Origin of the sequence: Pseudomonas paraversuta (assembly GCF_904067025.1) — a bacterium.
In the GTDB taxonomy this organism is placed as follows: Bacteria; Pseudomonadota; Gammaproteobacteria; order Pseudomonadales; family Pseudomonadaceae; genus Aquipseudomonas; species Aquipseudomonas paraversuta.
In genome coordinates, this window is the sequence record NZ_CAJFDA010000001.1 from 1,240,073 (window position 1) to 1,265,226 (window position 25,154).

Sequence of the window (25,154 nt, forward strand, 5' to 3'; positions counted from 1 at the left end):
GCAAGCTTGTTTGCAGGCGCGAGCTGTTCAAGAGCTCGCGCCTACAGGGGGAGGGGGGGATCAGTTTTTGGCGATCAGGTTGCCGGCATGCAGGCCGCACTCTTTTTGCGTGGCTTCTTCCCACCACCAGCGACCTTCGCGCTCGTGCTGATTTGGCAGCACCGGGCGGGTGCAGGGTTCGCAGCCGATGCTGATAAAACCGCGCTCGTGCAGGCTGTTGTACGGCAACTCCAGCATGCGGATGTAGCCCCAGACTTCCTCGCTGGTCATTTGTGCCAGCGGGTTGAATTTGTACAGCGCACGTTCGGGGGTGGAGAACGCACCGTCAATTTCCAGTGCTGCCACCTGGCTGCGGGTGCCCGGGCTCTGATCGCGACGCTGGCCGGTGGCCCAGGCCTTTACGGTCGACAGTTTGCGGCGTAGCGGCTCGATTTTGCGCACGCCACAGCACTCGCCGTGGCCGTCCTTATAGAAGCTGAACAGGCCTTTTTCTTTAACGAACGGCTCAAGTTTGCTTTGATCCGGCGAAATCAGCTCGATCTGGATCTGGTAGTGCTCGCGCACCTGCTCGATAAACCTGTAGGTCTCGGGGTGCAGCCGGCCGGTGTCGAGGCTGAAGACTTTGACGTTCTTGTTCAGCTTCCAGGCCATGTCCACCAGCACCACATCTTCGGCGCCGCTGAAGGAAATCCAGAGCTCGTCGCCAAAATGTTCAAAGGCGAGTTTGAGAATGTCCTGGGGGGACTTGCTGGCGTATGTCGCGGCGAGTTCGGCGACGTTGAACGTATGGCTCATCAGGCGGCTTCCTACAGTGAATGGCGCTTGGCGCTCTCTAGTGCGGCGATGTTAGCAAAAACCGCGGGCTACAGGGTTTGCAGCGTATCGAGCAGCACTTTGACCTTGGTGATCGATTCCTGGTATTCGTCCTGCCAGTGCGAGTCGGCGACGATACCGCCGCCGCCCCAGCAGCTCACTTGCCCGTCCTTGATCAGCAGGCTGCGAATCGCAATGGAACTGTCCATCTCGCCGCGTACGTCCAGATACATGAGCGAGCCGCAGTAAATGCTGCGTCTTGTCGGTTCCAGCTGATCAATGATTTGCATCGCGCGGATTTTCGGGGCGCCGGTAATCGAGCCGCCAGGGAAGCTGTCGCCGATCAGGTCGAGGGCGTCTTTGCCTTCAGCCAGTTGCCCGGTCACGCTGCTCACCAGGTGGTGAACATTGGGATAGCTTTCGAGGCTAAACAGCTGCGGGACGCTGACCGAGCCAGTACGGCAGGTACGCCCCAGGTCATTGCGCAGCAAATCGACAATCATCAGGTTTTCAGCGCGGTCCTTGGGGCTGGCCAGCAGTTCGGCGGCGTTCGCCGCATCTTCGCTGCTGTCTTTGCCCCGCGGGCGGGTGCCTTTGATCGGGCGGGTTTCCACCTGATTGTTGCTGACCCGCACAAAGCGCTCCGGTGACAGGCTCAAAATCGCGTTGCTGTCCGTCAGGCGCATAAATCCTGAAAAGGGTGTCGGGCAGGCGGCCCGCAGTGCGCAATAGGCGGTCCAGCTATCGCCCTGGCAAGGGGCGCTGAAGCGCTGGGTGTAGTTGACCTGGTAGCAGTCGCCGGCCTGGATGTAGCGCTGAATCTGCTCCAGTGCCTGCTCATACTGGCTGGCGCTGATATCCGGCTGCATGGGCCGCTTGAGCGAGAACCTCGGGTTCGCCGCCGGCGCCGGCTGGCTGAACAGCGCAATCAGGCGTTCGCGTTCGCCGCCAGCCAGGCGCGGGTGAAACACCAGTTGGCTGGTGAGTTGCTGGTGATCGCTGATCAATGCCCAGGCGTACAGGCCCAGTTGCGCGTCGGGCAATTGCAGGTCATCCCGTGACCGGGCAGGGAGCTGCTCAAGCCGACGGCCGAAGTCGTAGCTCAGGTAGCCGATCAGGCCGCCGGCAAACGGCAGTTCATAGTTGGCCGGAAGGCTGGCGTTGCCGAGCTGGTTCAGGTTTTCCCGCAGGCGCTGTAAAAATTCGCGCCCCGACTCGCTTGGCCCCACAGTCAGCTCTTGCAGTGGCCAGGCGCTCAGCAGGTCATAACGGCCGCGCTCGGCTGCAGGGCGGCCGCTGTCGAGCAGTACGGCACCGGGCGCATGGCGTATCGCCGCAAAATACTCGGCGGGATTGGCGTGGTAGGGCAGGGGGTGTACAGAGCAGGTCAACATGCGAAGCCAATCAGCCATCGGAGCGGGGTGGCGATTGTAATCCTGTGCAGGGCAGCAACCAAGCCTTGAGGGAGCGGTGGCAAGAGTCTGTGGGAGCCGGCTTGCCAGCGATGCCTGTAATGCGGTTGTCTGTCGGGCCGCATTGAGGCCATCGCCGGCAAGCCGGCTCCCGCCGGGCTTGTCAGCGTCTTGTGGGGGGCCGGCTTTATTCGGCGGAGTGAATATGCCCGAACAATTCCTGGGCAAAGCGCATGCGCTCTTCCGGGGTTTCCTTGATGCCTTTGGCGGCCAGCTCTTCGAGGTGTGCTTCTACTGCGTGGGTACGCAGCGTCAGGCCACAGTCGTTGGCAATCTGGATATTCAGGCCCGGGCGGGCATTGAGCTCCAGAATCAGCGGGCCTTTTTCCTGGTCGAGCACCATGTCGACCCCGATATAGCCCAGCCCGCACAATTCATAGCAGCCGGCAGCCAGCTTCATGAAGCCGTCCCAGTTGGGCAGTTGCACGCCGTCCACCGCATTGGTGGTGTCGGGGTGTTTGCTGATGATGTTGTTCAGCCAGGTGCCCCGCAGGGTCAGGCCGGTCGCCAGATCGACACCGACCCCGATCGCGCCCTGGTGCAGGTTGGCCTTGCCCCCCGATTGTCGGGTCGGCAGGCGCAACATGGCCATCACCGGGTAGCCCATCAAGACAATGATGCGAATATCCGGCACGCCTTCGTAGCTGATGCTTTTGAATATCTGGTCCGGGATCACCCGGTACTCGATCAGTGCCCGGTCGCGGTGGCCGCCCAGCGAGTAAAGGCCGGTCAGAATGCTCGAAACCTGATGCTCGATTTCTTCGTGGCTGATGATCTTGCCCGAGACCGTGCGAAAACGGTCTTCGAAACGGTCAGCTATCACCAGAATGCCGTCGCCGCCCGCACCCTGGGCGGGCTTGATCACAAAGTCGTTACGGCCACCGATGATCTCGTCGAGTTTTTCGATTTCTTTTTCGGTGGAAATCACGCCATACATTTCCGGTACGTGAATGCCGGCTGCAATGGCGCGTTCCTTGGTGATGATCTTGTCATCCACAATCGGATACAGGCTGCGCTTGTTGTACTTGAGTACATAGTCCGCGTTGCGCCGATTGATGCCCATGATGCCTCGGGCTTCCAGGGCCTTCCAGGTTTTCCAGAAGCCAAACATCAGGAGTCAGCCTTCAGGAAGGCCTTGAAACGCACCAGTTCGGTCAGGCGGTAGCCGCGATAGCGACCCATGGCCAGCATGAAGCCCACCAGAATCAGCAGCACTGCCGGGAAGGTGAAGATGAAGTACACCAGCTCCGGAATGCTCATGATCAGGTACGCCAGCGTAGCGGCAAACAGGGTTCCGACTGCGACTTTCATCGCATGGCCGCCGCCACGTTCTTCCCAGGTAATCGACAGGCGCTCGATGGTCATGGTCAGAATCACCATCGGGAACAGTGCCACCGACAGTCCGCGTTCCAGGCCCAGTTTGTGACTGAACAGGCTGATGGCCGCGATCAGTATCACCACGAAGGTCAGTACCACGGACAGTCGCGGCAGCATTTGCAGCTTCAGGTGCTCCAGATAGGAGCGCAACATTAATCCAAGTGCCGTTATCACCGTAAACAGGATGATGCCGAACTCCAGCTGGGTTTCGCGGAACGCCAGGGCTATCAGTACCGGGGTGAAGGTACCCAGGGTTTGCAGGCCGATCAGGTTGCGCAGTACCAGAATCACCAGCACGCCAATCGGGATCATCACCATGATCATGAAGGTTTGCTGGGTTTGCAGTGGCAAGCCGTACAGCGAGTACTCAAGGAAGTTGGCGTCGGTGTTCTCGTCCGTCAGCTTGGCCAGGCGAATGGCGTTCATTTCGCTGTTGTTCAGGCTGAAGGTCACGTTGGGCTTCTTGCCGCCATCGACGGTGACCATTGGCTCATCGCCGATCCACCACAGCAGGCGGTCGGAGGGCAGGCCCTGCTCACCGGTTTCCGGGTTGAAATACAGCCAGTCGTTACCGTTGAAGCTGCGCAGCCACAGTTCAGGGTTCTGTGGTTGATCGGCCACCAGGCGGATGGTGTGGACTTTTTCCATCGGCACGTGGGCAATCGACAACAGCAGCTCGATGACCTGGGCTTTGTGCGGGGTGGAGGGGTCACCCGCCAGCAGCAGTTTCACGTTGTCATCGTTAGGGTTGTTCACCCGTTTGATGGTTTCGCTGATAAAGGTTTCGACGTCGGCAGAGTGCTGGCGAATGGGCGCCAGCAGTGCTTCGGCGGCGATTTTTTCCGGGCCTTCAACGGCAATGCTGTCACGGAAGACCGGGCCTTTGAGCTTGGTCTTGTCACCCGAATAGCGCTTGGTCAGCACCAGGCGGTAATAAAGGGTCTGCTTGCCGCTGACCCGGCGTGCGGACCAGGTGACCTTGCGGTTGCCATCCACCCGGTTGACGCTGACACCGTAGTTATTGGAGATAAAGCTCTCGTTCAGGCTGACGTAGTCGCGGTTGAGCGGCGGTACGAACATCTGGATCTTGACCGGGTCTTTAGAGCTGGCGACGAACTCGACTTTGGCATCGATGTTCCACAGGTCGTCGGTCGCGTCTTCGGTCACAGGAATGCCGAGAGCAAAAATCTGATAGGCAGTAATCGAAATGCCCAGCACCACGAGGACGGTGATCAGGATTTTCAGGTGAAGGGTAAGCGCGCGCATTTCAATTACTCTGCGGTTTGAGCGTTAGCGACGCAGGCAGGTTTGCCAGCAGCGTATTTAAGACTTGGGTCGACCAGCGCATCAAAGCGCTTGAGTGCTTCGGAGCCGATCAGCAGCGGGTATTGGAACGCACTTCTATCAGTCAAGTTCACTTCGATTGTGCGTAAAGCTTTGCCCATGCAGATTTCCAGGGCAATGACCGGGCGCGAGGTGTAGTTCTTGTCGGACTGGGGATCATAGTCACCCGAGCGGCGTTTGATCTTGCTGACCCGGGCCAGCGGGCGTTCGATGGGGTGCGAGTGGGCGTCATCGATGGCCAGATAAAAGCGGACCCAGCTCTCTCCATCGCGTTTGAAACGCTTTATGTCGCGTGCGCTGAGGGATGCGGTTTTGGCTCCGGTATCGAGTTTGGCGGCCACTTGCAGATCGATGCCGGCCAGTTCGGCATATTCATTGAGGCCGTACACGGTTTTCTCGGCACCAAGGCTCAAGCCCGGTACGCACAGCAGACAAAGAAGGGTGTAGAGGGGGAAAAATTTCATAAATCGGGGCACGTCTCTTGCAATCTTCAGTTCAAGGCACTGGCAGTACAGAGCAAGTTTCCTCGTGCGGCTGCCCGTGGACGGGGCAGGGCGGATGCGGCCGGCATTCTAACATGAAGGTTTTATGGCGCCAGCGTTGCGGCGCTTTTATGGGGGGGAACTGGCTGTCGATTAAACTAAGGTCGTATCGGGATATTGTCGACAATACCTATTTATACTTTGACTATTTGGCGTTGAATCGCTAGTTTTGGTGTCATTGATTTGAAAGGTGTCGACAATATGCTGCAAGCACTAGAGCCCGCCGCTATCGCCCAGGACGATTCTGAAACCCTGTCGGAGAACGTGTTTCGGCGTATTCAGGCGGCTATTGTCAAAGGTGAAATCGCCCCCGGCAGCAAGATATCCGAGCCCGAGCTGGCCCGCACCTACGGCATCAGCCGTGGGCCATTGCGTGAAGCCATTCACCGTCTCGAAGGTCAGCGCCTGCTGGTGCGCATCCCCCATGTCGGGGCCCGGGTGGTGTCGCTGAACCACGCCGAACTGATCGAACTCTACGAAATTCGCGAGTCCCTCGAAGGTATGGCCTGCCGCCTGGCCGCCGAGCGCATGAGTGATGAAGACATCGCCGAGTTGCGTCGGGTGCTCGAAACCCATGAGCGCGATGAGGCGTTCCAGGCGGGTGTCGGTTACTACCAGCAGGAAGGCGACTTCGATTTTCATTACAAGATCATTCAAGGCAGCGGTAATCGCACCCTGACCCAGATGCTGTGCGGCGAGCTGTACCAGCTGGTGCGTATGTACCGCATCCAGTTTTCCACCACCCCCAATCGCCCGCACCAGGCATTCGCCGAGCACCACCGGATTCTTGATGCCATTGCCGATCGCGACGGCGAACTGGCCGAGTTATTGATGCGCCGCCATATCGGCGCGTCGAAACGCAATATTGCGCGTCACTACCAAGACAGCGCCCAGCAGACAGCCACTCCACGAGGTGAGTCATGAGCAATAAAAACAGTCCAGGCCAGCGTTTCCGTGACGCAGTCGCCAGTGAACATCCGCTGCAGGTTGTGGGTGCGATCAACGCCAACCATGCACTGCTGGCCAAGCGTGCCGGCTTCAAGGCAATTTATCTGTCGGGTGGCGGTGTTGCAGCGGGATCTTTGGGGGTGCCGGACCTGGGCATTACCGGCCTGGACGATGTGCTGACCGACGTCCGTCGCATTACCGACGTCTGCGACCTGCCGCTGCTGGTGGACGTGGATACCGGCTTTGGCTCCTCGTTCTTCAACGTGTCGCGCACCGTCAAGTCGATGATCAAGTTTGGCGCGGCGGCGATTCATATCGAAGACCAGGTCGGTGCCAAGCGTTGCGGTCATCGCCCGAACAAGGAAATCGTCTCGCTGCAAGAGATGGTCGACCGCATCAAAGCAGCAGTTGACGCCCGTACCGATGACAGTTTCGTGATCATGGCACGCACCGATGCGCTGGCGGTCGAGGGCCTGGAGTCGGCGCTGGAACGTGCAGCAGCCTGTGTTGAAGCCGGTGCCGACATGGTCTTCCCGGAAGCCATTACCGAACTCGAGATGTACAAACTGTTCGCCAATCGGGTGAAGGCGCCGATTCTGGCCAACATCACCGAGTTTGGCTCGACACCGCTGTACACCACCGAGCAACTGGCCGGTGCTGATGTATCGCTGGTGCTGTACCCGCTCTCGGCTTTCCGGGCGATGAACAAGGCTGCTGAAAACGTCTACGGCGCCATCCGCCGTGACGGCACCCAGCAGAACGTGATCGACACCATGCAAACCCGCATGGAACTGTACGACGCCATCAACTACCACAGCTTCGAGCAAAAGCTCGACGCCGTGTTTGCCGCCAAGAAGTAACACAATTCCATGATCCTGCAGGAGCGAGCTTGCTCCTGCAGGGATAGGTATAGAACCCTGTAGTTGCCGAATCCCTAACAAATTCAAGATTGGAGAGCGCAATGGCCGAAGCAAAAGTATTGAGTGGCGCCGGATTACGCGGCCAGGTGGCCGGGCAAACAGCCTTGTCGACCGTTGGCCAGGAAGGCGCAGGTCTCACTTATCGTGGTTATGACGTCCGTGAGCTGGCCGCCGAAGCCCGCTTTGAAGAAGTAGCCTATCTGCTGCTGTACGGTGAACTGCCGAACAAAACCGAGCTGGCGGCCTATATGGCCAAACTCAAAACCCTGCGTGATTTGCCGCAGGCCCTCAAGGAAGTGCTGGAGCGCATCCCCGCCGACGCCCATCCGATGGATGTGATGCGTACCGGCTGCTCGTTCCTGGGCAACCTTGAGCCCGAGCTGGATTTTGCCCGTGAGCGCGATGTAACCGATCGCCTGCTGGCCGCTTTCCCGGCAATCATGTGCTACTGGTATCGCTTCAGCCATGACGGTCTGCGCATCAATTGCGTGACCGATGAAGAGTCCATTGGCGGGCACTTCCTGCACCTGCTGCACGACAAGAAGCCGAGCGAACTGCACGTCAAAGTGATGAACGTGTCGCTGATTCTGTATGCCGAGCACGAATTCAACGCCTCGACATTCACCGCCCGGGTCTGTGCTTCGACCCTGTCCGACCTGTACTCGTGCGTCACGGCCGCCATCGGCACGTTGCGCGGGCCACTGCACGGTGGCGCCAACGAAGCGGCAATGGAAATGATCGAGCGTTTCGGCTCGGCAGAAGAGGCGGTCAAGGGCACTCTCGAAATGCTGGCGCGCAAAGACAAGATCATGGGCTTTGGCCACGCGATCTATAAAGACAGCGATCCGCGTAACGAAGTGATCAAGGGCTGGTCGAAAAAACTCGCTGACGAAGTGGGTGACACCACGTTGTTCCCGGTTTCCGAAGCCATCGACCAAACCATGTGGGAGCAAAAGAAGCTGTTCCCCAACGCCGACTTCTACCATGCCTCGGCGTATCACTTCATGGGCATTCCAACCAAGCTGTTCACCCCGATCTTTGTCTGCTCACGCCTAACCGGCTGGGCTGCGCACGTGTTCGAACAGCGCGCCAACAACCGCATCATCCGCCCGAGTGCCGAGTACATCGGCGTCGAACAGCGCAAGTTCGTGCCAATCGAGCGCCGCTGACCAGCAGGCGGCTTGAACCTGTCCACCCTGCAGGAGCGAGCTTGCCCGTGAGCTCTTTGAAAAGCTCGCGAGCAAGCCCGCTCCTGCAGGAGGGGTGAGCCGCCTCAGACCTAACCGTGATCGAGTCCCACGCCATGAATACTGAATTTCGCAAAACACTACCGGGCACCCGGCTGGATTATTTCGACACCCGCGCGGCAGTCGATGCGATCAAACCCGGTGCTTATGACACCCTGCCATACACCTCCCGGGTACTGGCCGAAAATCTGGTGCGTCGCTGTGATCCTGCGACCCTGAACGCCTCATTGAGCCAGTTGATTGAACGCAAACGCGATCTCGACTTTCCGTGGTTCCCGGCGCGAGTGGTGTGCCACGACATTCTCGGGCAGACCGCGCTGGTCGACCTCGCCGGTTTGCGCGACGCCATTGCCCTGCAAGGGGGCGACCCGGCGCAAGTGAACCCGGTGGTCCCGACCCAGCTGATTGTCGATCACTCGTTGGCGGTTGAGCGTGACGGCACCGATCCCGAGGCGTTTGAAAAGAACCGCGCCATCGAGGATCGCCGTAACGAAGACCGGTTCCACTTTATTGAGTGGACCAAAAAAGCCTTCAAAAACGTCGATGTGATCCCGCCAGGCAACGGCATCATGCACCAGATCAACCTGGAGAAAATGTCTCCGGTGATTCAGGTGCGTGACGGTGTGGCATTCCCCGATACCTGCGTCGGCACCGACAGCCACACCCCCCACGTTGATTCGCTGGGCGTCATTGCCATTGGCGTCGGCGGTCTTGAAGCCGAGAGCGTGATGCTCGGTCGTGCCTCCTGGATGCGCCTGCCGGAAATCGTCGGCGTCGAGCTGACCGGCAAGCTGCAGCCGGGCATTACCGCTACCGATATGGTGCTGGCGCTGACCGAGTATCTGCGCAAGCAAAAAGTCGTCGGTGCCTGGCTGGAGTTCTTCGGCGAAGGTGCTGCGGCGCTGACCCTGGGGGACCGCGCCACCATCTCCAACATGGCCCCGGAATACGGCGCCACGGCTGCGATGTTCTACATCGACCAACAAACCATCGACTACCTCAAGCTGACCGGTCGTGAAGACCAGCAAGTGCAGTTGGTCGAAAACTACGCCAGGCTCACCGGGCTGTGGGGCGACAGTCTCAAGCATGCTGAGTATGAGCGTGGCTTGAGCTTTGACCTGTCCAGTGTCGTGCGCAACATGGCCGGCCCGAGCAACCCCCACGCCCGCGTCGCCACCAGCGACCTCGCGGCCAAGGGCATTGCCGGTCAGTGGGACGACGTGCCGGGGCAAATGCCTGACGGCGCGGTAATTATTGCGGCCATCACCAGCTGCACCAACACGAGCAACCCGCGTAACGTGATTGCGGCAGGCCTGATCGCCCGCAACGCCAACAAACTGGGGCTGACCCGCAAGCCTTGGGTCAAGTCGTCGTTGGCACCGGGTTCGAAAACCGTCGCGCTGTATCTGGACGAAGCCGGTCTGACCGATGAGCTTGAGCAACTGGGCTTTGGTGTGGTCGCTTTTGCCTGTACCACCTGCAATGGCATGTCCGGTGCGCTGGATCCGCAAGTGCAGCAGGAGATCATCGATCGCGATCTCTACGCGACGGCCGTGCTCTCGGGTAACCGCAACTTTGACGGGCGGATTCACCCGTACGCCAAGCAGGCATTTCTGGCTTCGCCGCCTTTGGTAGTGGCCTATGCAATTGCCGGGACCATCCGTTTCGATATCGAAAAAGATGTGTTGGGCCTGGATGCCAGCGGCAACGAAGTGCGTCTGAAAGATATCTGGCCAAGCGACGAAGAAATCGACGCCGTGGTCAAGCGCTCGGTCAAGCCGGAGCAGTTCCGCCAGGTTTATATTCCGATGTTCGCCATTCACGAGGACACCGGCCCGAAAGTCGAGCCGCTCTACGACTGGCGTCCGCAAAGCACTTACATTCGTCGTCCGCCGTATTGGGAAGGGGCTCTGGCCGGTGCACGTCCGCTCAAGGGCATGCGCCCGCTGGCAGTGCTGCCGGACAACATCACCACCGATCACCTGTCGCCGTCCAACGCGATCATGCTCGACAGTGCCGCAGGTGAGTATCTGGCGAAAATGGGCCTGCCGGAAGTCGACTTCAACTCCTATGCAACCCACCGTGGCGACCACCTGACCGCGCAACGTGCCACCTTTGCCAACCCCAAACTGTTCAACGAAATGGTGATCGAGGACGGCAAGGTCAAGCAGGGCTCATTGACCCGTCTTGAGCCTGAAGGCCAGGTGATGCGCATGTGGGAAGCGATTGAAACCTATATGGATCGCAAGCAGCCGTTGATCATCATTGCCGGCGCCGACTACGGTCAGGGCTCGTCCCGTGACTGGGCGGCCAAGGGCGTGCGTCTGGCCGGGGTCGAAGCCATTGCGGCAGAGGGCTTTGAGCGGATTCACCGTACCAACCTGGTCGGCATGGGCGTGTTGCCGCTGGAGTTCATGCCGGGCACCAATCGTAAAACCCTGCAGATTGACGGCAGCGAGACTTACGACGTGATCGGCGAGCGCACCCCGCGTGCCACGCTGACCCTGGTGATTACCCGCAACAACGGCGAGCGCGTCGAGGTGCCGGTGATGTGCCGTCTGGACACCGCTGAAGAAGTCTCGATCTACGAAGCGGGCGGCGTGTTGCAGCGCTTTGCCCAGGACTTCCTGGAATCGGCCACGGCTTAATAGCAGTGCCGGGGCCTGGCGCCCCGGCCCTAACAGGAATCAGTTTTATGGCCTATGCAGCGCAAATCAAAATCCCTGCGACTTATATGCGCGGCGGTACCAGTAAAGGGGTATTTTTCAGTCTGCTTGACTTGCCCGCCGTGGCCCAGGTTCCGGGCGCGGCCCGTGATGCCCTGTTGTTGCGGGTAATCGGCAGCCCGGACCCGTACGAAAAGCAAATTGACGGCATGGGCGCGGCGACCTCCAGTACCAGCAAAACCGTGATCGTCAGCCAAAGCCTGCAAGCCGATCATGATGTCGACTATCTGTTTGGCCAGGTGTCGATCGACAAGCCGTTCGTGGACTGGAGCGGCAACTGCGGCAACCTGTCGGCGGCCGTCGGTTCGTTTGCCATCAGCAGCGGCCTGGTGGATGCGGCCCGTATCCCGCAAAACGGCACGGCCGTGGTGCGTATCTGGCAAGCCAATATTGGCAAAACCATTATTGCCCATGTACCGATCACCGATGGCGCAGTCCAGGAAACCGGTGATTTTGAGCTCGACGGGGTGACCTTTCCTGCCGCCGAGGTGCAGCTGGAGTTCATTAATCCGGCGGCTGACGAGGAGGGTGCAGGGGGTTCGATGTTCCCTACCGGCAACCTGGTTGACGACCTTGAAGTGCCAGGGCTCGGCACCTTGAAAGTCACCATGATCAACGCCGGTATCCCGACCATTTTCGTCAATGCCCAAGCCATCGGTTACACCGGTGCCGAGCTGCAAAACGACATCAACGGCGATCCGAAAGCCCTGGCCATGTTCGAAACCATTCGTGCCCATGGTGCGTTGCGCATGGGCCTGATTGAAAGGCTCGAAGATGCGGCCAAACGTCAGCACACGCCCAAGGTGGCCTTTGTTGCCGGGCCGACCGATTACCTGTCATCCAGCGGCAAGCCGGTGCCTGCACAGAGTGTGGACTTGCTGGTGCGGGCATTGTCGATGGGCAAGTTGCACCACGCGATGATGGGGACGGCGGCGGTGGCGATTGGCACTGCGGCAGCGATTCCGGGCACCCTGGTCAACCTTGCCGCGGGCGGCGAGTTGCGCAGCGCCGTGCGTTTTGGTCATCCATCGGGCACCTTGCGGGTGGGCGCGCAGGCGCAGCAGGTTGATGGCGAATGGACAGTTACCAAAGCCATCATGAGCCGCAGCGCGCGGGTTTTGATGGAAGGTTGGGTGCGGGTACCGGGCGATGCCTTTTAACCCTGATTGCTGAATCCGACGCATAAAAAAGCCCCGCATCGCTGCGCAATGCTGTTCGCCTAAACGACTGCTATCTCAACTGTAGGAGCGAGCTTGCCTCGCGATGGTCTCGAAATGCCGTGTTTAATCTGTAAACACGGCGTTTTCGTTAACAATCATCGCTAGACAAGCTCGCTCCTACAACGGCAGGGTTTAGTTCTGTGAACAGCTTTGCTCATCGTTGCGGGGCTTTTTAGTTCAAGTCCTGTGGGACTTAAACCATTTTGTCGCCGACATGCAGAATCTTCATGCCGTTGGTGCCACCGATGGTGTGGTAGCTGTCGCCCTTGGTCAGGATGACCCAGTCGCCATTTTCTACGACGCCACGCTTGAGCAGTTCGTCGATGGCAGCCTGGCTGACTTGTTCTGGCGGCAGCGATGCCGGGTCGAACGGCACGGTGTAAACGCCACGGAACATGGCAGCACGGGCCTGGGTTTCACGGTGCGGGGAGAACGCGTAGATCGGCACCGAAGAACGGATGCGCGACATGATCAACGGCGTGTAACCACTTTCGGTCAGCGCGATGATCGCTTTGACGCCAGGGAAATGGTTGGCGGTGTACATGGCCGCCAGCGCAATGCTCTGGTCGCAGCTTTCGAAAACCTTGCCGATACGGTGGCTGGAGGTTTTGCTGGTCGGATGCTTTTCAGCGCCGACACAGATCCGCGCCATGGCCTGTACCGCTTCCAGCGGGTAAGCGCCGGCAGCACTTTCAGCCGAGAGCATCACGGCGTCGGTGTAGTCGAGAACGGCGTTGGCAACGTCGGACACTTCGGCGCGAGTCGGCATCGGGTTCTGGATCATCGACTCCATCATCTGGGTCGCAACGATCACCGCTTTATTGTGGCGGCGTGCATGCAGAATGATTTTCTTCTGAATGCCCACCAGCTCGGCATCGCCGATTTCCACGCCCAGGTCGCCACGGGCAACCATTACTGCGTCACTGGCCTTGATCAGCCCGTCGAGGGTTTCGTCATCCGCTACGGCTTCAGCGCGTTCAATCTTCGCGACCAGCCAGGCAGTACCGCCGGCTTCGTCACGCAGTTGACGGGCGTATTCCATGTCGGCGGCGTCCCGCGGGAACGACACGGCCAGGTAGTCGACTTGCATTTCGGCAGCCAGCTTGATGTCAGCCTTGTCTTTTTCAGTCAGGGCCGGCGCGGTCAGACCACCGCCGCGACGGTTGATGCCCTTGTGGTCAGACAGTGGGCCGCCGATCAGCACGGTGCAGTGCAGGGCGTCATCGGTGGCGGTGTCTACACGCATTACGACACGGCCGTCATCGAGCAGCAGCTCGTCGCCGACGCCGCAGTCCTTGACCAGATCCGGGTAGTCGATGCCGACTACTTGCTGGGTGCCTTCGGTCAACGGATGGCTGGTGGAGAAGGTGAATTGATCACCGACCTTCAGCTCGATCTTCTTGTTGGCGAATTTGGCGATACGAATTTTCGGGCCTTGCAGGTCACCCAAGAGGGCAACGAAACGGCCATGTTTGGCAGCGATTTCACGCACCAGCTTGGCACGAGCCTTATGCTCATCCGGGGTTCCGTGGGAAAAGTTCAGACGGGCGACGTCCAGGCCAGCGAGGATCAGCTGTTCCAGCATCTCCGGTGAATTGCTGGCAGGGCCAAGTGTGGCAACGATTTTAGTTCGACGAACGGACATGCAAAGACTCCTGAGTTCAAGCGCAGCCAAAGGCTACTATGGTCTTTGGCTGTAGTCATTGTTCCTCTGCACTACTTTCGACTTAAGTTGTGGTGCCGCAGCTTGAAGAATTTTCCCGCGGGGTCGATACAGTGTTAAGAACAGGAGATCCCCATGCGTTTTTTGCTCATTCTATTGATGGCCGGCAGTGTCGTCGGTTGTACCCGCTGGTCGATGAATCATCACCTGAACAGTGCCTACCGTGCCTATGACCGGGGTAATTGCGAAGCGGTGATGCTGGAGTTGTCCGAGGTGGATCGCGAGAGCCGCAGTCGCCCGTATATCTGGCCGCAGACTGCAATGTTGCGCGGACTATGCCTGGAACGAACCAAGTTCTATCTGGACGCTGCCCAGACCTATCAATACATCATCAATGAGTTCCCGAAGAGCGAGTATGCCTATCGCGCCAAGGCGAGGATCGAGACGTTGAGAATTCTTAAATTCATTCCGGGCCCCGGTGCAGGAGCGACTCCGGCACTGCCTGCTACCATTTGATGAAGTATCAACTGGCTAGTGGCTATATGATATCGCTGTGCTGCTGTTAGAGTATTCCGGGCTTTTTATGGATTAATAAAGGTATCGATGTCTGCTGGTTGGCCTGAGAGCGAGCTGCGGAACATTTCAGGTAGTAGCGCGGTCATGCTTAATGGCCTTTCAAAGTGATATTCGCCATGGTTATAGATCGCCGTATCCAGCGTCATCAACTGACAGGCTTCCTGGGCGTGCTCAACCGGTTTACAGGCAAACCTATCGGGTATCTGGGCAATGTGTCCGAGGGTGGGCTGATGCTGATCAGCCAGTTGCCGCTGCTGGTGGGAGCTGATTTTGAACTCAGGCTGCAAGTGCCCGGGCCTGACGGGGAGCTGCAGCTGGTGGATCTGACGGCACGATGCCTGTGGTGCATTGAAGACGTCAGCCCACAGTGCTACGACTCCGGTTTTATGCTGTATCAGCCTCCTGCGCAATACCTCGTGCTGATCGACAGCTTGCGCGAGTATTTCAGTTTCCTGCCGTTACAGGCCTCGGCTTAGGTCTGGCCTTGCACCGGTTTGAGCGCCTAGACTGACGGGGTCTACAGCTCAGGAACACCCCGTGACCTCTATTTTTTGGTACGACTATGAAACCACCGGCATCAACCCGCGCTGCGATCGGGCTGTGCAGGTTGCCGGTATCCGCACCGATGTCGACCTCAATGAGATTGATCAGCCGCTCAATCTGTATTGCCAGCCCAGTGACGATATTCTTCCTCACCCCATGGCTTGCCTGATCACCGGTATTACCCCCGGGCGCCTGGAAGACAAGGGCCTGGGGGAGGCCGAGTTCATGACCCGCACCCACGCGCAACTGGCATTGCCCGGCACCTGTGGCGCAGGCTACAACTCCTTGCGTTTCGATGACGAAGTCACGCGCTACAGCCTGTACCGGAATTTCTTCGATCCTTATGCCCGCGAGTGGCAGGGCGGCAACAGTCGCTGGGATTTGATTGATGTAGTGCGAACCGCGTATGCCCTGCGTCCGGAAGGAATTGTCTGGCCTGAAGACGAGGGGCGAGTGACCCTCAAGCTCGAGCGTTTGACGGCAGCCAACGGGATTGATCATGGCCAGGCCCATGATGCCTTGTCCGATGTGAGGGCCACCATCGCGTTGGCGCGGCTGATTCGTGACAAGCAACCCAAGTTGTATGAGTGGTTATTCAAGCTGCGCACGAAACAGCGGGTGCTTGATCAAGTTCGGTTATTGCAACCCATGCTGCATATTTCGGGGCGCTTCTCTGCGGCCAGGCATTATGCGGGGGTGGTATTGCCGCTGGCCTGGCATCCGAAAAACCGTAATGCACTGATTGTGTACGATCTGCATTTTGATCCTCAGCCATTACTGGACATGGATGCAGAGTCCCTGCGCCAGATGCTCTATACCCGGCGCGAAGACTTGGCTGAAGGCCAGCAGCCGGTTGCGCTGAAGCTGATACATGTTAACCGTTGTCCGGTGGTGGCCCCCTTGAATGTAGTGCGGGCCCAGGATCAACAGCGTTTGCAACTGGACATGGCGCTTTATCAAGCGCGTGCGGCGACGCTTATTGAGGCTCAGCAAGTTTGGCAGGACAAGTTATCGGCTATTTATGCCAGCGAAGATTTCGTCCCCGCTGCCGATCCCGAGCAACAGTTGTATGACGGTTTTCTCGGTGAGCGTGATCGTCGATTGTGTGAGCAAGTCAGGCTCAGTGATCCGGAGCAATTAGCAGGTACTACTTGGCCTTTTGATGACGAGCGTTTACCTGAATTATTGTTTCGCTACCGTGCGCGAAACTTCCCCCATACCTTGAGCGCGGAAGAACTTGAGCGTTGGCAATTGTTCTGTCGGCAGCGTTTGACCGACCCGGCCATGGGCGCGCCCCTGACCCTGGATGATTTCACCCGCGCAGCGCTGGAGCTGTCACGCAGTGCCAAGCCCGCCCAACTGAAGCTGTTGAGTGAATGGCAGCGCTATGCGCAAGGTCTTGGCCGCCGTCTGGGGATGAACTCGCAGGCGCAGGACTGACACTAAAAGGCAGGCAATAAAAAACGCCAGCAAGCTGGCGTTTTTTATTAGCGGTGCATAACGCAGCGCGAAGGGGGCACTTAGTCCAGCAGAGTTGCCCAGCCTTCAACTACGTCGCCGCCCCACTTGGCTTTCCACTCTTTCAGGGTCTTGTGGTTGCCACCTTTGGTTTCAATCACTTCACCGTTATGCGGGTTTTTGTATTGTTTAACCTTGCGGGCACGTTTGGTGCCGGTGGTTTTAACAACACCGCGTGGTGCTTTGCTTACTTTGGCTTCCGGATCCAGAAGGGCGATAATATCGCGCAGCGATTTTTGGTATTCGCCCATCAGCGTGCGCAGTTTGCCTTCGAATTCCAGCTCGGTTTGAAGTTTGTCGTCTTCCGACAGGTTTTTCAGGCGAGCTTGCAGTTCTTTGATCGCTTCTTCAGTTGCACGGTATTCGTTGATCAGGGACATGAGGATAACCTTATGTTGGAAAGGGTTTACAGGGAGACAGTGATGCAATAATAGTCAGACAGTTACTGCAAGTAAATATGCAAGGCTCGATTAATTTTAAAATTTAATTATTAACATTTTCCCATTCCTATATCAGCGCTATTAAATAAGCCGTTGTCAGGTGAATGTTAAGAAAGATTAATAAATGTCCTGGTTCACCAATAAAAACCCTGAAGGCCCCGCTCCCGAAGGCGTAGCAGGTGGGTGATGCGACCCTGGGGCGCACGCAATAAGCCTCAAGGAAGACTGTAGTTTTGCTGCGCACTCGCTAGAATGGCGGCCTTAGTAAAGTTTTGGAGTTTTTCCCTGATGCGCACTTTTCGGTTGGTGATCGCCTGCCCCGACGGCGTTGGTATTGTTGCCAAGGTCAGTAATTTCCTGGCCTCACACAATGGCTGGATCACTGAAGCGAGCCACCACTCGGATGATCAAAGCGGCTGGTTCTTTATGCGTCACGAAATTCGTGCCGACTCCCTGCCATTTGGACTTGACGCTTTTCGCGAGGCGTTTGCCCCGATCGCCGAAGAGTTTTCGATGGAGTGGCGCATTACCGATACCGCACAAAAAAAACGCGTGGTCTTGATGGCCAGCCGCGAATCCCACTGTCTGGCAGATTTGTTGCACCGCTGGCACAGCGATGAACTGGACTGTGATATCTCGTGCGTGATTTCCAACCACAATGACTTGCGCAGCATGGTCGAGTGGCACGGCATTCCTTTTTACCATGTGCCGGTTGACCCGAAAGACAAAGAGCCGGCCTTCGCCGAAGTCTCGCGTCTGGTTAAGCATCATGCTGCCGAGGTCGTGGTTCTGGCGCGCTACATGCAAATTCTGCCGCCGGATCTGTGTCGCGAATATGCCGGCCAGGTCATCAACATTCACCACAGCTTCCTGCCGTCATTTGTTGGGGCCAAGCCTTATCACCAGGCTTCGATGCGCGGTGTAAAATTGATTGGTGCAACCTGCCACTATGTGACCGAAGAACTGGACGCCGGTCCCATCATCGAGCAGGACGTCGTACGCGTCAGCCATAGCGACAGTATTGAAGACATGGTGCGTTTCGGGCGTGATGTCGAGAAGATGGTGCTGGCCCGTGGCCTGCGCTATCACCTCGAAGACCGTGTACTGGTGCACGGCAATAAAACCGTAGTGTTCTGATGCCGCAATCGATTACAGGGGTCGGCTGACCGGCTCCTGTATCGCCGCCTTCGTTGCTCTGCAGCGACTACACCCAGGGTTAGTGCAACATAAAACCTTCAAAGGATTTGTGTCATGACCGATCCGTTCGATAAAGCCACTTCCACGGCACCGGCAACCCTGGGTGAGGGCTGTCTAAGCCGTTACGACCCGCAAGCGTTAAGCCCGCAGGACGGCACAGAGTTTTCAGATGCCCGGGCCTTGTGGCTGGCGTTACACCCGCAACTTCCCGGCGATCAACCCTCGGATACGCTCTCACCGGCTGCTGACTGAGATGAACTCATGCTGGCGACGAGCCTGTGGGCGCACTTAAAGAGTCGAGCCATGCGCTTTTGGTGACGGGCCTGCGGCCGCTGTCGATCAGACGCTTGAGGGTTTCAAGCCAGTAATCGCGGGAGAATCCATGGCGCATATCCACAGGATGCAGGCCCAGTCGTATCAAAGGTGCATTTTGCCACTGGCGTTCACGCAGATCGCACACCACTTTTGACACCCCTCGACGCCATGCACTGCCAGCACTCCAGACCAGCCCCGGCGCATCAATGGCTGAAAAATCGGGCAGACGATAAAGGTGCTGTTGATCGCTGGTATAACTCAAGGGCAGTTGGCGCAAGGCCAGGCGTGTGCCTTCGCTCATCAGCCACGCCGGGGCAACAAAGCCGCGGACTGGCCATTGATAGCGCTCAAATACTTCAAGCCCACGCTCCAGCCGGTTCAGTGCCTGGGTTTCGGACAATTTGTAGAACTCCCCCTCCCAGGTATACACCCGGCGCATGAACCAATCGCGCGGGGTGCGCGGTGCAGGCATGTCATCGGCATGGAAGTAACCATGCAGTACCAGTTCGTCGCCCCTGGCCACGCGGCTGTCGAGCGTGTTGCGCAATTGGTCGGCACCGGCCAAAGAGCCGCCATGGTGAAAGTCCGGAACCACCAGCCAGGTGATCGGGATTGCGCCCATGGCATCGACAGCTTCGACAAACGGTTGATAATCGGCCCAGGTTTGCGGGGCGACATCGTGCAGCACCAGCGCCACCACCGGATCAGACATGGACAGGTACAGCCTGATGGGTGCCGGTCAATGCGTGATAATGAACCAGCAGGTCCTGCACCACGCGATCCCAGGAGTAATGCAGTTCGGCCCGTTGGCGGGCCTGCCGGCCAAGTTGCGCCGGATTGTTGGCGAACAGCTCACGGACGGCGTTGGCCATCGCCTCAGGGTTGTTCGGTTGGCACAGCAGACCCACCTCATCGTGCACGATTTCCCTGAAGGCCCCGGCGTCAACGGCCACCACCGGAATGCCGCTGGCCATGGCCTCGAGAATGACCAGGCCAAAGGTTTCCTGGTCTCCGGCATGTACCAGAGCATCGGCACTGGCCATGAGGCGGGCCAGTTGAGCGGGGGGGCAGAAGTCGTCAATGACTGTCACGTTATCCGGCACCAGGGATGGCATCTGTGAGCCCACCAGCAGCAGGTGCCAGTTCTGGCCCAAGTCGCGAATGCAGTCGAGCAGAACCGGGAGATTTTTTTCCTTGGCGCCGCGCCCGGCAAAAATCAGCAAATGGGCGTCAGGACTTATCTGCAGCTCTGCACGCAGATCGGGGTCGCGGTGCTGAGGATTGAATGTCTGCAAGTCGACGCCCAGGGGTTGCACGAACACATTGTCGACCCCCAGGCCGATAAGTTTGTTGGCCATGACCTGGCTCGGGGCCAGGACCCGGTCGAAATGCCGGTACAGCCGGCTGACATAGGCTTCTACATTAGGTGTCAGCCAGTTGCCCATGCGGTTGCGCACCAGCAGCGGCAGATCCGAGTGATAAAAGCCAATGACCGGTATGTCCAGCTGCCGCCGGGCATCGAGTGCGGCCCAGGCGGTGAGGTAGGGGTCGCCGACTTCGATCAGGTCCGGTTGCAGGTCTTGCAAAATATTGCACCAGGGCGCCAGGCGGATCGGGAACCGAAAACCGTTGCCAAATGGCAGGGCCGGGGAGGGGACCTGGTATATGCCGTCGTGCACTGTCCGGTTGCTGCCCGGCACCAGCAGGCTGTGACGGGTGCCCGGCAAACGGCTCAGGCGTCGGTGCTTGGCGTCCAGATAAGTGCGCACGCCGCCACTGGCGGGCGCATAGAACATGGTGATGTCAGCAATATGCACGGCCTTGAGCCCTTTAAATGTCTATCGTCCATGGGGTTGACCTTAATGGATGATAGATGTTCGCAGGAATTGAGCCGGGTAAAAAACGCGTAACCGCCAAGTGCGGGGTTACGCGTTGAGTGCAGGGCGATCAGATGCGGAAACTGCCCACCAGTTGCTTGAGGCGTGCGGCCTGTTGTTCAAGGTCCGTACAGGCTCGCAGGGTGGATTGCAGGTTCTCGACGCCCTCCTGGTTCAGGGTGTTGATCTCGGTGATGTCCATATTGATCGACTCAACCACCGAGGTTTGCTCTTCCGTGGCGGTAGCGACGGACTGGTTCATGCCGTCAATTTCGCCAATGCGCTCGGTGACGCTGACCAGACGTTCGCCTGCACGGTTGGCGATTTCCACACTGTCCTGACTGTGGCGCTGACTTTCCTCCATGGTGCTCACCGATGCGCGCGCGCTGACTTGCAGCTCCTCGATCATGGTTTGTACTTGCTGCGCCGACTCCTGGGTGCGGTGCGCCAGGTTGCGCACCTCGTCAGCGACCACGGCAAAGCCGCGTCCGGCTTCACCGGCGCGGGCGGCTTCAATCGCGGCATTGAGCGCCAACAGGTTGGTTTGCCGGGAAATGCTGGTAATCACTTCAAGGATCTGGCCGATGTTCACTGTCTTGTCATTCAGTGATTCGATGTGGCTACTGGAGGTGCCCAGCATTTGCGACAGTTGCTGCATCGAACCGATGCTGCGCTCAACCACTTGCTGACCTTCTTCTGCCAGGCCGCGGGCGTCGCTGGCTTGATGCGAGGCCAGGGCAGCGTTGCGGGCGATTTCCTGGGCAGCTGCGCCCAGCTCGTTGATCGCTGCTGCAACACTGTTAGTGCGGCTTGCCTGTTCGTCAGAGTTGAGCATCGATGAGTTGGAAGCACTGACCACCCGCAGGGCGACTTCGTTTACCTGTTCGGTAGCCGATGATACTTCGCTCATGGAGGTATGAATGCGCTCGACAAAGCGGTTGAAAGCGCTGCCCAGGGTGCCGAACTCGTCGTTGGATTCAACCACCAGGCGCCGGGTCAAATCACCTTCACCTTCAGCGATGTCTTGCATCGCGCGGGTCATCACATGCAAAGGTTGCAACAACAGGCGAATCAACAGGCCGAGCAGGGCGATGATCGAGACCAGGGCAATGCTGGTGGCAATGATCGCTGATGTGCGAAATGTGCTGAGCATTGCGAAGGCTTGTTCTTTATCTATAGACAGCCCGACATACCAGTTGACCGAACCCAGCCCTTTGACCGGGCTAAAGGTCACGATCCGTGTTTTGCCATTGGCCTCGGTTTCGCTGATAACCGGACTGATCGATGGTGTGTTTTGCGGGTAAATATCCTTCAGGTTCTTCGACACCAGATCCTTGTCCGGGTGAACCAGGATTTTGCCGTCGGCACTCACCAGGAAGGCAAAGCCCATGCCATCGAAATCCAGGGTGTTGATACTGTCAGCGATGGTTTTCAGGGTCAGGTCCGAGCCGACCACGCCCAGGGTTTGCCCGGCCTTTTTCACCGCGGTACCGATGGAGATAATCATCTGCCCGGTTACAGCATCTATATAAGGTTCGGTCAGGCTTGCGCTGCTGCTGTTGAGCGCGTCCTTGTACCAGGGCCGCGTGCGGGCGTCGAAGCCCTCGGGCATCTTGCTGTTGGGGCGAATGGTAAAGTCGCCCTGGCTGTCGCCAAAGTAGACTGCCATAAAGGTGCTGCCCAGGGCTTTTTGTTCGAGCAGGCTGGCCACTTGCGCTGGGTCTGAAGCAATGGCTATGGATTCTGCAAGATTTTCCGTGAGCAGAATCCGCCCTCCCATCCAGGTTTGAATGTTATTGGCTGTGATGTTGCCCATCTCGTGCAGATAGTTATCCAGATCATTGCGAATGGCATTGCGTTGCAGGTAATCGTTGTACAGCGTAAATAGCGAGAAGGCGGCTATTACGATCAGGGACGCGGCAAGCAGGATTTTATGGCTGAAACGCAGGTTTTTATTCATGGCTTGAAGGGTCCGCTAAGGTCTAAAAGTTTGAGGCCTACTCTGTGGAAACATGCCCATGCGACAAATCACTGTCAGAACCTGAATGGGCTCTATATTTGTCAGTACTGTTTCCTACGCTAAATCCGGTTTTATCTGATCTAGCATTAAGGATGTATCGACTCGCGATCGCGAAAGATTAATCAAAGGTGGAAAAATGCCGGACTTATCTGCTCTTGTTCTTGGTGCTGACCTTGCGGGTCAGCCCGTGGCCCAGTCTTTGCGCCTGGCAAACCGTCATGGCCTGGTGGCGGGCGCCACGGGGACAGGTAAAACCGTGACCCTTCAGCGCCTGGCTGAACAGTTCAGCGATGCTGGCGTGGCTGTATTTGCCGCTGACATCAAGGGCGATCTTTGTGGGCTGGGTGCGGCCGGCAACCCTCAGGGCAAAATTGCCGAGCGGATTGCCGGCATGCCATGGCTCGATTATCAGCCGAAGGCGTATCCGGTTACGTTGTGGGACATACAAGGCAAGACCGGTCATCCATTACGCACAACATTGAGTGAAATGGGACCGCTGCTACTGGGCAGTCTGCTGGAGTTGACGGACAGCCAGCAGTCGGCCCTGTATGCCGCGTTCAAAGTGGCAGATCGCGAGGGTTTGCTGCTGCTTGATCTAAAAGACCTGAAAGCCTTGCTTAATCATCTGCGCGACAACCCCCAAGTGCTGGGCGATGACGCGGCTTTGATGACCACCGGTTCCAGCCAGGCCCTGCTGCGGCGCCTGGCAACACTTGAACAGCAGGGCGCCGAGGCCTTGTTCGGCGAGCCGGCGCTGCAACTGGAAGACATTCTGCAGCCGACCAGTGACGGTCGCGGCCGGATTCATCTGCTCGATGCCAGTCGCCTGGTGCATGAAGCGCCCAAGGTTTACGCCACGTTCCTGTTGTGGCTGTTGGCGGAGCTTTTTGAACAGTTGCCGGAGCGCGGGGATGCCGACAAGCCTTTGCTGGCGCTGTTTTTCGATGAGGCCCATTTGCTGTTTGCCGGGACGCCCAAAGCATTGCAGGACCGCCTTGAGCAAGTGGTACGTCTGATTCGTTCCAAAGGTGTTGGTGTGTACTTTGTAACGCAATCGCCAGCGGACTTGCCGGACACTGTGCTCGCGCAACTGGGTTTGCGGATTCAGCATGGACTGCGGGCTTTTACCTCTAAAGAGCAGAGATCGTTACGGGCTGTAGCCGACGGATTTCGGCCTAACCCGGCTTTCGATGCGCTGGCGGTGCTGACCGAGTTGGGCACCGGCGAAGCGTTGGTGGGCATGCTTGAAGAAAAAGGCACGCCGGCCATGGTTCAGCGAGTATTGATTGCACCGCCGCAATCGCGGATCGGCCCGCTGACCGAGGCTGAGCGGGCGGCCTTGATTGTCGGTTCGCCGTTGCAAGGGCGCTATGACAAACCGATTGACCGGGAGTCGGCCTACGAAGTGTTGTTGGCCCGCAAGGGCGTAGCACCGCAGGAGCAAGTCAAGCCACAGGAACCGGGTCTTCTGGATCAGGCCGGGGACTTCCTGGGCTCCACGGCGGGCAAAGCATTGCAATCCATGGCGCGTCAGGCGGCGGGCCAGATGGGGCGGCAGTTGGTTCGCGGGTTGCTGGGCTCATTGCTGGGTGGCAGCAAACGCAAGTAGTGGCTGGCGTAGGCTGGGAAGGGTTGCGCAGCAGCCCGACTCAGCTGATGGGCCGGGCATTTTCATCGCTGGCAAGCCAGCTCCCGCACGTATCGGTTACTGAGGCTTGGGCTTGGCGTGACTGGCCAGCCGCTCAAGGGCGGCGCGCAGGGCCGGGTCGCTGATACCATCGGCCGTTGCCTGGATGGTCTGGGCGGCATTGACCGAAAGGTCGAGCGTATGTCCGGCAACTTTGGCCTGCACCGTCGGTGGCTGCACTTTAAACAGGATCCGGGTCAGGCTGGCGAACTCGTCAAATGCCTGCAACTGGCGCTGCAGGCGCTTTTGCTGATAACGCAGGCGAGTGGCCCAGTGGCCATCGGTCACAATCAGCAACAGGCTGCCTTCACGCCATGAAGCGACGTGGCAATGTTCGCGGGCGGCCGGCTGGAGCTGGCTTTCAAGAAGGCGTTGCAAGTGTGCCAGACGTTTGGCGTGGCCAAAAATGGCCTTCAGGGGCTTGGCCTCGCGGAGCAGAACGGAGGGTGCCCGTGCTGGGTGTGGGCGAAATGCCATGTTCAGACACCTGAGGAAACAGAGCCGCAATCTTAGCAGAAACCGCCTGTTTCACTCGATATGATCCTGATTTCAAAAACTTTATTTGTGGAATCAATGAGTAACTTCTGCTCTCCATGGGTTGAAGTTCAGCAAAAAGCCCTTATTTTAGTGAGGCCCCGTCACAACGCTGCACCAGTATCGTGGAATAACGCCACTTTCCTCACCGACGTTTCCGGGTAGAATGCTCGCT

At 58.3% G+C, this 25,154-nt stretch carries 22 protein-coding genes and 1 pseudogene; 11 read left to right on the forward strand and 12 right to left on the reverse strand.

The features are described from left to right. Positions 1-60: 60 nt before the first annotated feature. The 5 genes from JQ848_RS05910 to rloA all read right to left on the reverse strand — a co-directional run bounded on the left by JQ848_RS05910 (position 61) and on the right by rloA (position 5,470). Positions 61-795: a phosphoadenylyl-sulfate reductase gene (locus tag JQ848_RS05910; protein WP_003442671.1), complete on the reverse strand. Its 735-nt coding sequence runs from the start codon at positions 793-795 to the stop codon at positions 61-63. Positions 796-863: 68 nt separating this feature from the next. Continuing rightward, a complete protein-coding gene (pabB, locus tag JQ848_RS05915) occupies positions 864-2,207 on the reverse strand; it encodes an aminodeoxychorismate synthase component I (RefSeq protein ID WP_202210352.1) in 1,344 nt (447 codons plus the stop codon). Between the two features lie 205 nt (positions 2,208-2,412). Beyond that, on the reverse strand, positions 2,413-3,396 hold the full coding sequence (locus tag JQ848_RS05920; protein WP_003442658.1) for an alpha-L-glutamate ligase-like protein: 984 nt from the start codon (positions 3,394-3,396) through the stop codon (positions 2,413-2,415). Next, on the reverse strand, positions 3,396-4,928 hold the full coding sequence (gene rloB / locus JQ848_RS05925; RefSeq protein ID WP_003442656.1) for an osmotic stress tolerance membrane protein RloB: 1,533 nt from the start codon (positions 4,926-4,928) through the stop codon (positions 3,396-3,398). Before rloB ends, JQ848_RS05920 begins: the two co-directional genes overlap by 1 nt. 5 nt (positions 4,929-4,933) lie before the next feature. Further along, positions 4,934-5,470 (reverse strand): retropepsin-like aspartic peptidase RloA, encoded by a 537-nt coding sequence (gene rloA, locus JQ848_RS05930; RefSeq protein ID WP_003442655.1) that lies wholly within the window; start codon positions 5,468-5,470, stop codon positions 4,934-4,936. 279 nt (positions 5,471-5,749) lie between these two features. On the opposite strand from rloA, the gene JQ848_RS05935 reads away from it, so the two are divergent. From JQ848_RS05935 to prpF, 5 genes are all read left to right on the forward strand, one after another. Beyond that, a complete protein-coding gene (locus tag JQ848_RS05935; RefSeq protein ID WP_003442652.1) occupies positions 5,750-6,472 on the forward strand; it encodes a GntR family transcriptional regulator in 723 nt (240 codons plus the stop codon). Next, a complete protein-coding gene (prpB, locus tag JQ848_RS05940) occupies positions 6,469-7,356 on the forward strand; it encodes a methylisocitrate lyase (RefSeq protein WP_003442649.1) in 888 nt (295 codons plus the stop codon). Before JQ848_RS05935 ends, prpB begins: the two co-directional genes overlap by 4 nt. Positions 7,357-7,457: 101 nt before the next feature. Then, positions 7,458-8,585 (forward strand): bifunctional 2-methylcitrate synthase/citrate synthase, encoded by a 1,128-nt coding sequence (gene prpC, locus JQ848_RS05945; protein WP_003442646.1) that lies wholly within the window; start codon positions 7,458-7,460, stop codon positions 8,583-8,585. A gap of 134 nt (positions 8,586-8,719) precedes the next feature. Next, on the forward strand, positions 8,720-11,311 hold the full coding sequence (gene acnD, locus JQ848_RS05950) for a Fe/S-dependent 2-methylisocitrate dehydratase AcnD (protein WP_003442643.1): 2,592 nt from the start codon (positions 8,720-8,722) through the stop codon (positions 11,309-11,311). 47 nt (positions 11,312-11,358) lie between these two features. After that, the gene (gene prpF / locus JQ848_RS05955) at positions 11,359-12,549 is read left to right on the forward strand and encodes a 2-methylaconitate cis-trans isomerase PrpF (protein WP_003442640.1); all 1,191 of its coding nucleotides are present in this window, start codon (positions 11,359-11,361) and stop codon (positions 12,547-12,549) included. 253 nt (positions 12,550-12,802) lie between these two features. Here the strand turns inward: prpF and pyk are convergent, their stop codons facing one another. Then, positions 12,803-14,254, reverse strand: a complete 1,452-nt coding sequence (gene pyk, locus JQ848_RS05960) for a pyruvate kinase (RefSeq protein WP_003442637.1) — start codon at positions 14,252-14,254, stop codon at positions 12,803-12,805. 153 nt (positions 14,255-14,407) lie between these two features. On the opposite strand from pyk, the gene JQ848_RS05965 reads away from it, so the two are divergent. From JQ848_RS05965 to sbcB, 3 genes are all read left to right on the forward strand, one after another. After that, on the forward strand, positions 14,408-14,788 hold the full coding sequence (locus tag JQ848_RS05965; protein WP_003442634.1) for a tetratricopeptide repeat protein: 381 nt from the start codon (positions 14,408-14,410) through the stop codon (positions 14,786-14,788). 176 nt (positions 14,789-14,964) lie between these two features. Then, positions 14,965-15,324: a PilZ domain-containing protein gene (locus JQ848_RS05970; protein ID WP_003442630.1), complete on the forward strand. Its 360-nt coding sequence runs from the start codon at positions 14,965-14,967 to the stop codon at positions 15,322-15,324. 61 nt (positions 15,325-15,385) lie between these two features. Then, positions 15,386-16,831: an exodeoxyribonuclease I gene (gene sbcB / locus JQ848_RS05975; protein WP_003442627.1), complete on the forward strand. Its 1,446-nt coding sequence runs from the start codon at positions 15,386-15,388 to the stop codon at positions 16,829-16,831. 80 nt (positions 16,832-16,911) lie between these two features. Here the strand turns inward: sbcB and mvaT are convergent, their stop codons facing one another. Then, on the reverse strand, positions 16,912-17,289 hold the full coding sequence (mvaT, locus tag JQ848_RS05980) for a histone-like nucleoid-structuring protein MvaT (protein ID WP_003442624.1): 378 nt from the start codon (positions 17,287-17,289) through the stop codon (positions 16,912-16,914). 348 nt (positions 17,290-17,637) lie between these two features. Between mvaT and purU the strand changes: the two genes are divergently transcribed. Further along, positions 17,638-18,486, forward strand: a complete 849-nt coding sequence (gene purU / locus JQ848_RS05985; protein WP_003442621.1) for a formyltetrahydrofolate deformylase — start codon at positions 17,638-17,640, stop codon at positions 18,484-18,486. A gap of 114 nt (positions 18,487-18,600) precedes the next feature. Continuing rightward, on the forward strand, positions 18,601-18,798 hold the full coding sequence (locus tag JQ848_RS05990; protein WP_202210353.1) for a hypothetical protein: 198 nt from the start codon (positions 18,601-18,603) through the stop codon (positions 18,796-18,798). 7 nt (positions 18,799-18,805) lie between these two features. On the opposite strand, the gene JQ848_RS05995 is transcribed toward JQ848_RS05990, so the two are convergent. The 4 genes and pseudogenes from JQ848_RS05995 to JQ848_RS22940 all read right to left on the reverse strand — a co-directional run. Continuing rightward, on the reverse strand, positions 18,806-19,573 hold the full coding sequence (locus tag JQ848_RS05995; RefSeq protein ID WP_127196179.1) for a DUF2334 domain-containing protein: 768 nt from the start codon (positions 19,571-19,573) through the stop codon (positions 18,806-18,808). Continuing rightward, positions 19,566-20,678, reverse strand: coding sequence for a glycosyltransferase family 4 protein (locus JQ848_RS06000; RefSeq protein WP_202210354.1), 1,113 nt, complete (start codon positions 20,676-20,678; stop codon positions 19,566-19,568). The genes JQ848_RS05995 and JQ848_RS06000 overlap by 8 nt, the downstream gene beginning before the upstream one ends. Before the next feature lie 130 nt (positions 20,679-20,808). Further along, on the reverse strand, positions 20,809-21,648 hold the full coding sequence (locus tag JQ848_RS22935; RefSeq protein WP_369826387.1) for a methyl-accepting chemotaxis protein: 840 nt from the start codon (positions 21,646-21,648) through the stop codon (positions 20,809-20,811). Positions 21,649-21,666: 18 nt separating this feature from the next. Beyond that, positions 21,667-22,698: pseudogene (locus tag JQ848_RS22940) on the reverse strand (HAMP domain-containing protein); the annotation flags it as partial. Positions 22,699-22,894: 196 nt separating this feature from the next. Between JQ848_RS22940 and JQ848_RS06010 the strand changes: the two are divergent. Further along, entirely contained in the window at positions 22,895-24,367 is a 1,473-nt protein-coding gene (locus JQ848_RS06010; RefSeq protein WP_003442606.1) for a helicase HerA-like domain-containing protein, read from the forward strand. 96 nt (positions 24,368-24,463) lie between these two features. Here the strand turns inward: JQ848_RS06010 and JQ848_RS06015 are convergent, their stop codons facing one another. After that, the gene (locus JQ848_RS06015) at positions 24,464-24,922 is read right to left on the reverse strand and encodes a DUF721 domain-containing protein (RefSeq protein ID WP_003442603.1); all 459 of its coding nucleotides are present in this window, start codon (positions 24,920-24,922) and stop codon (positions 24,464-24,466) included. Between the last annotated feature and the right edge of the window lie 232 nt (positions 24,923-25,154).

What these genes read in the sequence shown, in the direction of transcription:
- acnD (WP_003442643.1), top strand. Translation starts at nt 8,720, where the DNA reads ATGAATACTGAATTTCGCAAAACACTACCGGGCACCCGGCTGGATTAT.
- JQ848_RS05965 (WP_003442634.1), top strand. Translation starts at nt 14,408, where the DNA reads ATGCGTTTTTTGCTCATTCTATTGATGGCCGGCAGTGTCGTCGGTTGT.
- JQ848_RS05910 (WP_003442671.1), bottom strand. Translation starts at nt 795, where the DNA reads ATGAGCCATACGTTCAACGTCGCCGAACTCGCCGCGACATACGCCAGC.
- JQ848_RS06010 (WP_003442606.1), top strand. Translation starts at nt 22,895, where the DNA reads ATGCCGGACTTATCTGCTCTTGTTCTTGGTGCTGACCTTGCGGGTCAG.
- JQ848_RS05970 (WP_003442630.1), top strand. Translation starts at nt 14,965, where the DNA reads ATGGTTATAGATCGCCGTATCCAGCGTCATCAACTGACAGGCTTCCTG.
- rloB (WP_003442656.1), bottom strand. Translation starts at nt 4,928, where the DNA reads ATGCGCGCGCTTACCCTTCACCTGAAAATCCTGATCACCGTCCTCGTG.
- mvaT (WP_003442624.1), bottom strand. Translation starts at nt 17,289, where the DNA reads ATGTCCCTGATCAACGAATACCGTGCAACTGAAGAAGCGATCAAAGAA.
- JQ848_RS05920 (WP_003442658.1), bottom strand. Translation starts at nt 3,396, where the DNA reads ATGTTTGGCTTCTGGAAAACCTGGAAGGCCCTGGAAGCCCGAGGCATC.
- prpF (WP_003442640.1), top strand. Translation starts at nt 11,359, where the DNA reads ATGGCCTATGCAGCGCAAATCAAAATCCCTGCGACTTATATGCGCGGC.
- JQ848_RS06015 (WP_003442603.1), bottom strand. Translation starts at nt 24,922, where the DNA reads ATGGCATTTCGCCCACACCCAGCACGGGCACCCTCCGTTCTGCTCCGC.
- prpB (WP_003442649.1), top strand. Translation starts at nt 6,469, where the DNA reads ATGAGCAATAAAAACAGTCCAGGCCAGCGTTTCCGTGACGCAGTCGCC.
- JQ848_RS05995 (WP_127196179.1), bottom strand. Translation starts at nt 19,573, where the DNA reads ATGTCTGATCCGGTGGTGGCGCTGGTGCTGCACGATGTCGCCCCGCAA.
- purU (WP_003442621.1), top strand. Translation starts at nt 17,638, where the DNA reads ATGCGCACTTTTCGGTTGGTGATCGCCTGCCCCGACGGCGTTGGTATT.
- prpC (WP_003442646.1), top strand. Translation starts at nt 7,458, where the DNA reads ATGGCCGAAGCAAAAGTATTGAGTGGCGCCGGATTACGCGGCCAGGTG.
- JQ848_RS05935 (WP_003442652.1), top strand. Translation starts at nt 5,750, where the DNA reads ATGCTGCAAGCACTAGAGCCCGCCGCTATCGCCCAGGACGATTCTGAA.
- JQ848_RS05990 (WP_202210353.1), top strand. Translation starts at nt 18,601, where the DNA reads ATGACCGATCCGTTCGATAAAGCCACTTCCACGGCACCGGCAACCCTG.
- pabB (WP_202210352.1), bottom strand. Translation starts at nt 2,207, where the DNA reads ATGTTGACCTGCTCTGTACACCCCCTGCCCTACCACGCCAATCCCGCC.
- JQ848_RS22935 (WP_369826387.1), bottom strand. Translation starts at nt 21,648, where the DNA reads ATGAGCGAAGTATCATCGGCTACCGAACAGGTAAACGAAGTCGCCCTG.
- rloA (WP_003442655.1), bottom strand. Translation starts at nt 5,470, where the DNA reads ATGAAATTTTTCCCCCTCTACACCCTTCTTTGTCTGCTGTGCGTACCG.
- pyk (WP_003442637.1), bottom strand. Translation starts at nt 14,254, where the DNA reads ATGTCCGTTCGTCGAACTAAAATCGTTGCCACACTTGGCCCTGCCAGC.